This window comes from Anaerococcus sp. C0059F3 (genome assembly GCF_056590475.1).
This window is the reverse complement of the sequence record NZ_JBWPWE010000005.1, coordinates 81,086-93,923: the sequence shown is the minus strand read 5'-3', so window position 1 is coordinate 93,923 and position 12,838 is coordinate 81,086. Positions and strand designations below refer to the sequence as shown.

General features: G+C 36.8%; 11 protein-coding genes. 4 read left to right on the top strand and 7 right to left on the bottom strand.

From position 1 onward, the window contains the following. Positions 1-972: 972 nt before the first annotated feature. The 6 genes from AC1EJ5_RS04575 to AC1EJ5_RS04550 form a co-directional block, all read right to left on the bottom strand. Positions 973-1,200 (bottom strand): hypothetical protein, encoded by a 228-nt coding sequence (locus tag AC1EJ5_RS04575; RefSeq protein WP_479814819.1) that lies wholly within the window; start codon positions 1,198-1,200, stop codon positions 973-975. A gap of 80 nt (positions 1,201-1,280) precedes the next feature. Continuing rightward, positions 1,281-2,333, bottom strand: coding sequence for a DUF4097 family beta strand repeat-containing protein (locus tag AC1EJ5_RS04570; RefSeq protein WP_479814817.1), 1,053 nt, complete (start codon positions 2,331-2,333; stop codon positions 1,281-1,283). After that, positions 2,326-2,682, bottom strand: coding sequence for a DUF2089 domain-containing protein (locus tag AC1EJ5_RS04565; protein WP_223418725.1), 357 nt, complete (start codon positions 2,680-2,682; stop codon positions 2,326-2,328). The genes AC1EJ5_RS04570 and AC1EJ5_RS04565 overlap by 8 nt, the downstream gene beginning before the upstream one ends. Positions 2,683-2,827: 145 nt before the next feature. Continuing rightward, on the bottom strand, positions 2,828-3,520 hold the full coding sequence (locus AC1EJ5_RS04560) for a hypothetical protein (RefSeq protein WP_479814815.1): 693 nt from the start codon (positions 3,518-3,520) through the stop codon (positions 2,828-2,830). Continuing rightward, positions 3,504-4,517, bottom strand: a complete 1,014-nt coding sequence (locus tag AC1EJ5_RS04555) for an LTA glycolipid anchor biosynthesis glycosyltransferase, IagA/BgsA family (protein ID WP_479814813.1) — start codon at positions 4,515-4,517, stop codon at positions 3,504-3,506. Before AC1EJ5_RS04555 ends, AC1EJ5_RS04560 begins: the two co-directional genes overlap by 17 nt. Then, on the bottom strand, positions 4,486-5,649 hold the full coding sequence (locus tag AC1EJ5_RS04550) for a glycosyltransferase (protein ID WP_479814811.1): 1,164 nt from the start codon (positions 5,647-5,649) through the stop codon (positions 4,486-4,488). Before AC1EJ5_RS04550 ends, AC1EJ5_RS04555 begins: the two co-directional genes overlap by 32 nt. Before the next feature lie 991 nt (positions 5,650-6,640). Here AC1EJ5_RS04550 and AC1EJ5_RS04545 point away from each other — a divergent pair. Both AC1EJ5_RS04545 and AC1EJ5_RS04540 read left to right on the top strand, forming a co-directional pair. Next, positions 6,641-6,994: a hypothetical protein gene (locus tag AC1EJ5_RS04545; protein ID WP_479814809.1), complete on the top strand. Its 354-nt coding sequence runs from the start codon at positions 6,641-6,643 to the stop codon at positions 6,992-6,994. 193 nt (positions 6,995-7,187) lie between these two features. Continuing rightward, positions 7,188-9,863: a cation-translocating P-type ATPase gene (locus AC1EJ5_RS04540; RefSeq protein ID WP_479814807.1), complete on the top strand. Its 2,676-nt coding sequence runs from the start codon at positions 7,188-7,190 to the stop codon at positions 9,861-9,863. 120 nt (positions 9,864-9,983) lie between these two features. On the opposite strand, the gene AC1EJ5_RS04535 is transcribed toward AC1EJ5_RS04540, so the two are convergent. Next, a complete protein-coding gene (locus AC1EJ5_RS04535) occupies positions 9,984-10,307 on the bottom strand; it encodes a PTS sugar transporter subunit IIA (protein WP_308748614.1) in 324 nt (107 codons plus the stop codon). Positions 10,308-10,510: 203 nt separating this feature from the next. Between AC1EJ5_RS04535 and AC1EJ5_RS04530 the strand changes: the two genes are divergently transcribed. Both AC1EJ5_RS04530 and AC1EJ5_RS04525 read left to right on the top strand, forming a co-directional pair. Next, positions 10,511-12,487 (top strand): BglG family transcription antiterminator, encoded by a 1,977-nt coding sequence (locus tag AC1EJ5_RS04530; protein WP_479814805.1) that lies wholly within the window; start codon positions 10,511-10,513, stop codon positions 12,485-12,487. A gap of 17 nt (positions 12,488-12,504) precedes the next feature. Beyond that, positions 12,505-12,837, top strand: coding sequence for a PTS sugar transporter subunit IIA (locus tag AC1EJ5_RS04525; protein WP_308748612.1), 333 nt, complete (start codon positions 12,505-12,507; stop codon positions 12,835-12,837). Position 12,838: the final 1 nt, after the last annotated feature.

Below are 12,838 nucleotides of genomic sequence, written 5' to 3'. Positions count from 1 at the left end.
AAAAGAATTCTTCTCTTGTACTCTTACTCATTAATATATCATTTTTTGGGCTTTTATCCATGATAAATTAATTTTTTTATCCGAGATAAATTATCTTTTATTCTTATCCGAGATAAGTTATATTTCTTTCGTCAATCCGAGATTAACTTATCATTTAATAATGCTAACTATTCTAACAATATCTCTTCGAACCTGGGGAGGCCCAGGGGAACGTTCCGGACGTTCCCCAACCTGCCTCCCCAGACCCCACTCGGCTACCCCCTCCGGCCGGCCCCTCGCGGGGGATAAGGAGTTTGCCTTCGGCAAACTATTAATAAAGAGGAGCCCTTGTTTTAGTTGGACGATCTCCAAACTTTTTTGACATTCAGTCGGCTAAAATTTGATAACTCGGCTAAAGCCTCAAACAATCAAATTTTTATACGCCGACTTCATTTACAAAATACTCGACCTTGGGATTTTTCACTTCTTTGTTTGAAAATAAACACTAATTTAGCAATGTTTGGCGAAAGCCACACGAGTCTGGCAAAATCTAGAACTTAGATGCCATTTCTCCCTTTTATCAAGCAAAGATTTCTAATCAAGGTCACCGTAAAGAAAATCGCTTGTCTGAGGCGAAGCCGAGTTTGCGATTTTTAGGTGACCGACGATTAGAAATCTCTAGGAAGATACATAATCTTATACAGGGTAATTCTCTCTACACAAAAAAGCTTGCGAAAAGCAAGCTTCTATATCCGCACTCCGCTTAAGGAGCCGCTCGGGGGTGTAGCCGAGAGGGGTTTAAGGGGAGGCGGGTGAGGGACCCTGCGGAAGGTCCCTTGGGCCTCCCCTTTGAACGAAGCAGTTATGTCAATGACTGAAATAATATATAAGATAAGTTCAATCTCGGATTGAAGAAAAAAAAGATGATATTCCTGGATTAATAGACTCACCTAGTGAAAAAATTATTTTCTGAAAATAAAAAAAGAACATCTTTTATAAAGACGTTCTTTTGTGGTTTTTCCATTCCATATATATAAATGTAGCGTCCATTATTATCATTAGGATCCCTATCATGAATAATATTGGGCTGAATTTTTTTATTTGGCCGCCTACATTTCTTTCTAGAGATTGGTAGATAAAAAGGCCTGCTAGGGTTAGTTGTAGGATGTAAAATGTGATTCTTTTTTTAAAGGATTTTTGCTTTTGGTTTTCTTCTTTCATAAAAAGCTCCTTTCACTTCTTTTCCTTATTATATCACATTTTTGAGGTCAAAAAAAGATGGGCTTCTGCCCACCTTTATTTTATCTTAGGGATACTTTGCCGTGGCCTGTTTTGGCTTTTATTGTTAGTTTTGCCTCGTCTGTTGAGGTTGATAGGTCGTATCCTTCGTCGGTTTTTATTTTATTTTGGTATTTTTCTGTCACATTGATAGCTGGGCTTTCTACAAAGGCTTTGATTTCGCCATCGTAGTCATCTGTGTCAACCACAATTATTCCGCTTACAGTTTCTAGGTCTATATCTGTGGTTTCCTTGATATTGTAAATCCTAATTGATCCAGAACTTGAATCTGCACTTATTCTCTCGCTTTCAAGACCATCAACCCTGATATTGCCAGAAACATTGTCGACTTCTACCAAATCTCCCTTGATTCCTGCAAGATAAATTGCACCTGAAACATTTTCTATGCTCAAAAATCCGTCGATATTTTTGATGTCGATTTTTCCATTTACATTGTCAATATCAATCTTGGACTTGGAGTTTATTACCATAATCTTGCCGTTTACAGAGTTGATATTTAAGCTTCCAAAATCTGTATCTGCGATTTCTACCCTAGCATTTACAGTGTCGATATTTAATTTTTCATAGAAATCCTTGCCTAGTTGGACCCTTAATTTTACGCTTGCTCCTAGGGTTTTGTAGTCGTCGTTTTCTCCTATATCTAGGACACCGTCCCTAATTTCAACATCGATGTAGTCTTCTAGGTTGGATTTTTTAGAAAAAACATCAGCAGAAATAATGATTCCTGAATCTGTCCCTTTTTCTATATAAATTTCCCCATTAACTAGGTCAATATTTATCTCGTCAATTTCGTCATCTACCCTTATATCTTTGTGGGTATTGACTTCGCCCTTGAGGTTGAAATTGTTGATGTCAAAGGCTTGGTCAAGGTCGATTGCCCCTATGGCCTCAGTTGCCTTTTTCAAAATAGAATCAACTGCGGATGTGACCTTGCCCGCAAAGTCAGTTTCTCTTGATTTTTTATCCCCGATTGCTGCTAGGAGGTCACTTGCCTCTTCGACTGTGATTTTTCCTTCCTTAAGCATATTTAGGATTAGTTGTTTTTCTTCAGTCATTATTTATCTCCTCTAGTAATTCCTTGGCTTTTTCTGTTGTAATTTCGCCATTATCTAGCATATTCAAAATGTCTAGTCTGTGAGATTTTTTGTCGATTTTTCCACCGAGTTTGCTTACAATTTTATCAATCCTGTTTCTAACTGTTGGGTAGGAAATGCCTATTTCTTCTCCAACATCTTTGATTGATCCTCTTTTTTGTAAGAATAGCTCAATGAATTCCTTATCTTCCTTATCTAGCCTTGAAAAGGCATCAACTTCAAACTCTCCGTGTACTTCTGTGTAGCAAGAATTGCATCTATATGAGGTGATAACCATTTGGTCACCACAATTTGGACATTTATTTATCATAAGAACCTCCCTTTTTTCTAAATTATACTAGGTTTTTTTATTTTTGTAAAGTTAATATTTAATATTTTAAGTTTTTATTTTATTTTTTTTAATATATGAAGTTCGCTTTTAATATAAGCAAAGAAAAAGACCAGCAATGCTGATCTTATAAAAAATCTCTGTCCCAGTAGGATTTGAGGGTCCTTGATAGCCAGATTATGGTATTTATCAAAAAACCTGTCCCCAAAACCATCTGAACCATATATAAAATTACATATAGGCCCTCGTTAGTGTTGTATTTTTGAATCAAGCCTATGAGGCCAAGGAGGATAAAAAATCCGCCCGCCCACTTAAGGCTCATCTTTACATTTTCCTTAAAATCTAGATAGACCCATCTCTTGTGCTTGTATTTCTTGTTGAAATTATCACGTCTTATCTTGTATTCTTCACGAAGGATTGGGTCAGCATTTTTGATAAAGCCTGAATAATAGTGGTCCATATCAGCCACTTTGGATGTGTATTTCTTAAGATTTCCCGCCTCTTCTTCGGAAAATTCTTTTAACAAAATCGCCTTGGTGATGGCAGCCTTTGAATCATGAGAAATTCTCTTTTCTCTTAAGGCTTTTAAATCTTCTATATCCCCCGCCTGGTCAATTAACATGAGGGTTTTGGCTTCGTAGAGCTTTTTTCCCTTTAGATACATTAAAATTATGGCAAGGCTTATGCCGATTACCCCAAATTGGGAAATAACCATGGCTGTACTGCCGTAAATATCAAAGCTAATTAAAAAATAATTTACAAAGAGGGGCGGAAAGATAAAGAGAGCAAGAAGTCCAATTAATTTAATTACCGATCTCATTTTTCATTGTCCTTTCATAAAGTTCAAGGAGCCTAGCTCCTGTTTTTTCAATCGACTTTTCTTTAGCTTTTTTGTAGGCAATTTCTGATAAGTCGGGCAAATCACCTTCCAATATCCCCTTGATTTTACTTTGGAAATCGTCGAGATTTTTGCCCTTGTAGATATTCCCCCCATCTACAAAGCCATCTTGGAAAATTTCTATATCTCGAATTAGGATTTGGGTCTTAGTGGCCAGGGCCTCAAGAAGAACTATGCCTTCGGTTTCTTCGTGGGTCAAAAAGGCGTAAAGATCAGAGCCAGAGTAGGCCTCTCTTAGGTTTTCGCTATTTACATAGCCAGGTGTGTGGAAATTCGCAGGCACATCTTCCATTTCCTTTTTGATTTCAGGGCTCATAAGGGCCCTATCAAGCTTGCCAAACCAGATAAATTCGTATTGAGGAAGCCTTTTTGCAAGCCTTAGAAAATCGTCAATGCCCTTTCTTTTTATTGGTAGGCCAACAGAAATTATTGACTTTTTTTCTGGATCTAGACCATATTTTTTGTAAAAATTCTCCCTGTCATTTGATTTTTTTCGCCAAAAGTCAAGGTCAATCCCATTTGAAACCACTTCTATTGGACGATTTAGGCCATAGGTCTCTAATATTTTTTTCGAATAATCTGTAGGTGTTAGGACTAAGTCGCCCTTTCTGTAGGCATAAACTAGCCACTTTTTAAAAAGCGGAGCTATTTGATTGGAAAATATAAAGGAATTTTTGAAATCTTCCATAGTGGAATGGCCATGGTAGATGACTTTTTTGCCCATTTTCCTAGCCTTTCTTGCAAAGCGGACTGATCCGGGAAGGATGGTGTTAATGTGAACTAGGTCAAAGTCATCTTTCTCATCGAGGGTAAAGTCACAACCAACAAGCCTGAGGGCCTTGATTTGATGGTCCATAGCCTTGCCTACGCCTGATTCCTTCACAGTCTCATAGTCTTTTGAATATATTAAGACTTTCATGGTCATATTCCTTTATAGCTTTTTCGTATGAGTCTATACACTTAGAACCAAAACCATCCACAGAGAAATTTTCCTCGGCATATTCTCTGGCATTTATTTCTAGAAGTTCCTTGTATTCATCATCTGTAAAGACCCTATTTACAAACTTTTCAAATTCTTCAAAATTCCTATATTTAAAGCCATTAAAGCCATTTTTGATTACCCCATCAAGGACCGCATCATCCCTACAAAGGGCGATTGTCCCGTTGGCTAGGGATTCATAATAGGTAAGGCCCTGGGTTTCTGATGTGGAAGCTGTGACAAAAATATCTGCCGCCTGGTAATAGCGGTTTACAGAATTTGACTCAACCATGCCTGTAAAAATGACTTCTTTATTAATGGCGGCGGCATCTTCCTTTAGGGTATCAAGATAAGGTCCACCACCAACTATGTAAAGCTTTATTTCTCTATCTTCTAGCCTGTCGTAATAGGACATGATTTCCTGGATATTTTTCTCAGCCCCAAGTCTGCCCAGATAGAGCAAAACTTTTTCATCCTCGGCCATTCCCAAAGATTTTCTCAAAAGAGCCTTGTCGGACATTTCTGGAATATGGATGCCAGTTGGGATAATATCGAGCATATAAGGATCGATTCCGTAGTCTATCAAAAGCCTCTCAGTCTTTGCAGTCGGCACAATAATCCTATCGCAAAAACCAGCTAGGGTCTTACTTGCAACAGATACAATCTTTTTTCCAGCTTGTTTGGATGGGATAAAATAATGGGTGTAGTCTTCATAAACAGTGTGGTAGGTGTGGACAAGGGGAATTTCCAAATCGCTCGCTAACTTTCTTGCCATCATAAAGGTAGAAAACTCACACTGGGAATGAATGACATCCGGCGCCCAAGCCTTAATCTCCTTTTGGTGACTCTTAGCTAGAAGATTTGAAATCCTCGCTTGTGGATAAATCTTAGCCGCAGAAAGAGATCCAACATAATAAACCTTGCCATCCCTGTATGACTTTGTAGTATTAGAAAGGGTAAGAACCCTAACATCGTGGCCCTCATCCTCTAGATATTCTATTAAATTCATAACCGAACGCACCACCCCATTAACAACAGGATAGTACCAATCGCTTGTAATTAAAATCTTCATAAAACCTCTCTTCAAATATAATACTCTTTTTGCAAGGAATTTTACAATAAACTTCACATTAAGATATATTCTTCTTATTATGTATTTATCTTTAAATATAATAATTCTATTTACTGTGTTTCTTCGGAATTTTATTTTTTAAATAATTATTCTACTTACAGTTGAATCTCCGTAAAAAGGGGCCCCCAGGGGAACGTTTCGCACGTTCCCCCATCGGGTCCCCTTAAACCCCTTCCGTTACCCCCTCCGGGCGACCCCTCGCGGGGAAAAAGGAGTTTGCCTGTGGCAAACTTGTTGATATGAAGGATCCCTTGTTTAAGTTGTACTATCTTCTAACTTTTTTGACATTCAGTCGGCTAAAATTTGATAACTCGGCTAAAGCCTCAAACAATAAAATTTTTATACGCCGACTTCATTTACAAAAATTCTAGGTCATAAGTTTTTTTAACTCTTCGTATAAGAATAAATAAACCCATCTAGCAATGTTTGGCGAAAGCCAAACGAGCCCAGCAAATTCTGGAACTTCGAAACTAATTCTACCTTTTATCGAGCAAAGATTTCTAATAGAAAGCCCCGTTAAGAAAACTGATTGTTTGAGCGTTAGCGATTTATCAGTTTTTAGGGGCTCGAATATTAGAAATCAGCGGGGATATACGTAATCTTATACAAGGTAATTCTCTCTATATAAAAAAGCTTGCGATTAGCAAGCTTCTATTTTCGCACTCCGCTTTAGGAGCATTCGGGGGTGTAGCGTAAGGGGGTCTTAGGGGGAACCAGTGAGGGGGCATCTGCTGCCCCCCTTGGGTTCCCCCTATGAACGGAGAGGTCATGTAAATGACCTAGAATTTTTATAAGATACAGTTAATCTCGGATTAACAAAAAGATATTTTTATTCTCGGATAAAACCCCAAAAAATAGTATATTAAATAAAAAGGGTATTAGGGAAGATTTCCCTAATTTAATTTATCAAGGATAAAAAGGAGAGAGTGTTTTGGGACCAGTTATTGTTGGCGATTTGATGCTTCTTATTTTTTCAATTTATATAGGAATATTTTTTATATTTTTCCACACAGATAATCCTGACATGCATGTTGGTTTTCATGTCTGGGAAGCTTGTTTTTCTCGCGAGACTTGGATTTTTGGCAATAAGTTTGCGGGGTGTCTTTCTATTGGACTTGGGATTTTGTTTTATGGGATCCTTATTCCGATTTTGATTTATCTTGAGATTTCTAGGGAGATTCTTTCTATTATAATCATTATTTCCCTCTTAATTTTCTTTTTATTATTATTTGGCATTGCTAAATTGGTTTTGAGGAAGAAATTTGATCTTAAGGATACCAAGTAAAGACCTTTTTGATTGATTTTGCTTTTATTTGCTATATAATATTACTAGCAAAAGGGAGTAGCCCAATTATTTAATCGTCAGAACGGTTTTTACCCGGTTAAATAAACCCTAAAAGGTGGCGAGACGGAGCTAATGAGTATGACTCACTAAGCCCCGCTTTTTTTATATTTTGCAAAATTTTTAAGGAGGAATTATGGACTATAAAGGCAGTCTTAATGAAGTAATCAAAAAACACGCTACTGATGCCAAACGTGGACTTACCTCATCTGAAGCCAAAGCTAGGCTTGAAAAATATGGCCCAAATGCTATTGAGTCATCAAATAAAAAGAGCCTAATCAGCAAAATTATCGAACAATTAGCCGATCCAATGGTTATTCTTTTGATAGTTGCTGCTATTGTATCAGCTTTCACTGGTGATGTGGTTGAGTGTGTAATTATTATCGCAATTGTTGTTATTAACGCCATTATGTCTATTATCCAGGAAGGAAAGGCAGAAGACTCTGTTGCGGCTTTACAAAAAATGAGCTCACCTGAAGCCACTGTCATCCGTGATGGACAAAGAGGACATGTAAAGGCAGAAGATTTGGTGCCAGGAGATATAGTTGTATTAGAAACTGGGGATATTATCCCAGCTGACATGAGGCTTATCGAATCATCAAACCTAAAGATAGACGAATCATCACTCACAGGTGAATCTGTGGCGGTAGAAAAACATGCAGATTTTGAAACAAATGAAGATGTAGGTATTGGTGATAGGGAAAACTACGTCCACTCATCATCAATCGTGACTTATGGCCACGGCATTGGCCTTGTGGCAACAACTGGTGAAAATACAGAAATCGGTAAAATCGCAACAAGTCTTGATGAAGTTGAGGATAAGGAAACTCCTCTCCAAAAGCAGCTTAAAAAGCTTTCAAAACTTTTAGCTGTCCTTGTAGTTGTAGTTTGTATAGCAGTTTTTGCCCTAGGTTATTACAGGACAGGGGATGACCTTCTTGAGACCTTTATGGTGGCGGTATCTCTTGCTGTTGCAGCTATACCAGAGGGCCTTACAGCCGTTGTAACCATTGTCTTATCAATCGGTATGAACAGGATGGCAGACAGAAAGGCCATAGTTAAAAACCTCTTATCTGTAGAAACTTTGGGCTCAACCACAGTTATCTGCTCAGATAAGACCGGAACTCTTACCCAAAATGAGATGACTATCACAAAAATTTTCACCAACGACCAAGAATACGAAGTCGAAGGTTCAGGCTATAAACCAGATGGTGATATAAGAAACCAAAACAAAGAAGTAATTGATTCTGACGATCAAATCAAACTTCTTATGACTATTGCAAGTCTATGTAATGACGCAAATCTCATCCGCGAAGGCGAAGAATACAAGATTACAGGTGACCCTACTGAAGGTGCCATGCTAACTTTCGCCGAAAAATGGAACATCAACCAAGAGACTCTTAACGACAAACACCCAAGGCTCCAGGAAATCCCATTTGATTCTACAAGGAAGATGATGACAACCTTCCACGAGCTTGATGGCAAATACTACGCCATGACCAAGGGTGCACCAGATGTTGTTATGGGCCATTCTTCAAAGATTTTAATCAATGGTCAAATGGAAGATTTCACAGATGATTATCGTAAGAAACTTGCCGATAAGAATAATGACCTAGCAAGCCAGGCCCTAAGAGTAATGGCTTACGCTTTTAGGCCACTAGAAACTCTTGACCAAGACCTTACAACAGAAAATATCGAAAAAGATATGATTTTTGTAGGGCTCACAGGAATGATTGACCCAGCTAGGCCAGAAGCCAGGGCAGCTGTTGCCGAATGTCATGCATCAGGTATTGATGTAATAATGATTACAGGCGATTATTTTGAAACGGCCCTTGCCATTGCCAAGGACCTTGGAATCGCATCAAGCCGTGACCAAGCTATGCAGGGATCTGAATTAAACGATAAGACCCACGAGGAAATCAGAGAAATTGTCAAAACTAAGAGGATTTTTGCTAGAGTTTCCCCAGAAAACAAGGTTCAACTTGTTAAGGCACTAGAAGCCAACGACAATGTCGTAGCCATGACAGGTGACGGAGTAAATGATGCTCCAGCTATTAAAAACGCCGACATAGGTGTGTCTATGGGTATTACAGGAACAGACGTTGCCAAGGATGCATCAGATATGATCCTTGTTGACGATAACTTCGCAACCATCGTAAATGCAGTTGAAGAAGGAAGAGTAATCTTTTCAAATATCAAAAAATTTGTATCCTTCCTCCTATCTTGTAACATCGCAGAAGTTTTGATAGTTTTCCTATCAATCTTATTAGGCCTACCAAGCCCATTAACCCCAATCCAGTTATTGTGGTTAAACCTAGTCACAGACGCCTTCCCAGCCCTTGCTTTGGGTGTTGAACCAGCAGAGCCAGGCCTTATGGAAGAACCACCAAGAGACCCAAGAGAATCAATCATCTCTGGCGATATCAGGACCAACCTAATTAGCCAATCAATCTTTATAACCCTTGCAGTCCTTGGAGCTTATATAGTTGGCTTAAAATGGATCTTCCCTGACTCAATCGAAGGTGCCCACACAATGGTATTTGCAACCTTAATCACATCAGAACTTCTTAGAGCCTTCTCTGTAAGGTCTACAAAGTTCACCCTAAAGGAATTAGGTTTTGCCTCAAACCCACACCTAATCAAGGCAGTGCTCCTATCCTTTGCTCTACTCTTAGTTGTGATGTATGTCCCAGTATTGACAGAACTCTTTGAAGTCGTATCCCTAACTTGGGAATGGATCCCAGTTCTAATACTCGCATTGATTCCTCTAGTATTTGGAGAAATTTCTAAGGTTATTAGAAGAAAAAAATAATAAATTAGAAAAATTTTCAAAAGCCAAAGGCTAAAGGCTTTTAAAAATCGAAAGCTGCTGAAAATTGAAAGTAAAGTAAAAAAGCCCAGAATCCTGTTGGACTCTGGGCTTTTTGCATGCTTATTTTTTGTAAATATCAATCAAATTGTTTATTAAATCCCTAAGTAAAAGGGTAGTCATGTAGTGGTCTTGGGCGTGGATGGCCAAAAAGTCAAGACCCTCGCAGCTTCCTTCTGCCTCATTGGCTAGGAAATCTTTTTGAGCCTGACCTGCCAAGTCCAAGTTTTCTAAACCCATTTTTATATATTGGTCTGCTTCATCAAACTTACAAGCCTTGGCAAGGTCAAGGGCTTCAAGGAAATTGCTCCTAGCATTGCCCGAAAAAGCCACAACCCTAAGGCCAGCATTGGTTAATTCTTCTTTTGGATTATTAATATCAGTCATAAATCTCTCCTTATATCATTCTTATAAGTAAAATACCGAAATAAGCTAAATATGCAAGAGTTTTTCAAATAACTTTGATTTTTATTTTTTAAACAAATCCTTTATAATATAGGTTACTAATAATCAGGATTGCCGCTTGTATAACGGAAAAAATAGAAATTTGTTTGAATACGTTTTCTAGTATAATGGTAGTGAGGAGAAGTATGTTATCTGATAGAGAAATAAGAATTATAAAATATCTATATAAAAATAAAGACCAATACTGCACAAGTACAGAAATAGGTGATAATGTTGGTTTTTCTGAAAGGACTATAAGGACCAATATAAACTACATATCAGAAAATGTTCCTAAGGATATTTTTGAAATTGTTGCGAAAAAAGGCTGTGGCTTTAAGCTTAAAATAAATGATCAGGACAAGTATATAGACTATATTTATAAGTCTAGGGCCAATATGTCAAGCATAGACCAGGCTTACGATAAAAAGGGTAGGGAAAAATATATACTCGAAGATCTTCTATTAGAAAACAAAAATCTAAGCTTTGAGGACTTTGTTGATATACTTTTTATTAGCGAATCAACCTTGCAAAGAGATATTTATAATTTAAAAAACAAGCTAAATGAATACAAGCTTGATATAGTTAAAACCGATAAATCCTACCTAGAAATTGTTGGTAAAGAAATAGATAAAAGACACTTTATCCTTGATTATTTCTTTTCAAATATATATGCTAATTCCTTCATAAACGAATTAGATAGGCTTGACCTTTTTGATAGGTCCACCATTTCTCAACTCCTAATAATTCTTCTAGATTGCATTAGAGAGTACAACATATCAGTCAACGACTATATCATACAAAACTTGGTCATTCACTTCGCCCTAGTCCTTGAAAGAGTTAATAAAAACTTTTTAATAGATAAGCCTATTAAAGACATCCCTAAGGATAGGGATGAGTACTTTGATGACTTTGCAGGGACCATTATAAATAGGATTTCTAAAAGTTTTAACCTAGAATTGCCAGTTGAGGAAAAAACCTATATATATTTGCAACTTTTATCAAAAACTAAACCATCTTATGAGAAAAGTTATGAATCTTTTGAAGCCTATAACCAAGTCATAGATATGTTAAGGTACTTATCAAAGAAGTTAGATGTTAATTTATTAGAAGATAATTTATTTATGAATAATTTCATTGAGCATCTAAAATCTCTAAAAAACAGGATTGAATCAGGTCTTTTCGTATCAAACCCTTTGACAGCTAAGATAAAAAGTCAATATAAAGATTATTTTGACTTAGTTATAAAAAGTTTTAGAAAATTTTTGATATTTGATAATGTAGAGATAAGTGATGACGAGTGGTCTTACCTAGTAATTTATATCCTGTCAGCCATTGAGAGAAATAAATTCAACAAGAAGATAAACGTCCTTGTTGTTTGTGCTTCAGGCTATAGCACAGGGCTTATGCTCAAAAATAGAATACAAAACGAGTACGGCAATACAATCAATATTAAAAATGTAGTTGGATACTATGAAATAACTCCAAAAAATATTGAAGATATAGATTTGATTATATCTAGTGTAGATTTAAATGGTTTGGTAATTGCCGTTCCATCTATAAAGGTCAGTGTCTTCCTTGATGATGAGGACTGCGCCCTAATAGATAAAGAAATAGAAGGCCTTAGAAAATCTTATAGAACAAACAAATTCGAAGAAAATGTCCCTGATTTTAATAATATTGACTTATTTGAAAAATATTTTACAGAAAAAAACTTTCTTATAAACGAAACTTATACTGATAAAAAAGACATATTAGAAGTAATTTATGAAACCTTGGCAGAAGATGAAGACAGCAAAAAACTTTTTGAAGAAAAAACAATAATTAGGGAGAATTTTTCTTCCATTGTTTTCAAGGATTTGATTGCTATCCCCCATCCTATAAGCCCAGTAAAAACAGAAGCTGAAGTCTTTGCCGTAATTTCAAGAAAAGATATAAATTGGGGAAGAGACTCAGATAAGGTGAGATTGATTTTTTATATATCCCCAGCTAAGAAAAAAGATTCTGATTTTGAAAAAATCATTAGAATCTTTACCAAGCTTTTAAAAGATGATTCTTCAATCGAAAATTTGACTAAAGTCGGTAATTTTAAGGATTTTAAGAAAATCATCTTGAAACTAATATAAAAAGAAAGGAGGTATCCATGGAATTAGGCGATTTAGAAGAAGTATGCATGCAACTAATAACCTTTGCTGGCGTGACCAAGTCAGCCTATGTTGAAGCAATGGCCGAAAGAAGGGCTGGAAATAAAGACAAGGCCCTAGACTTATTAAAAGAAGGCAAGGAGAGCTTTGCCCAGTGCCACAAAATTCACCAGCAGATGTTTACCAAGGACTTTAAAATAGAAAAGCCCATGCAAAATATCTTGCTAATGCATGCTGAAGATCAGATGATGGCATGTGAAACAATTTATATTTTGGCAACAGAACTTATGGAGTCTTATGCCAGAATAGAAAACTTAGAAAATAAGAGGTAAT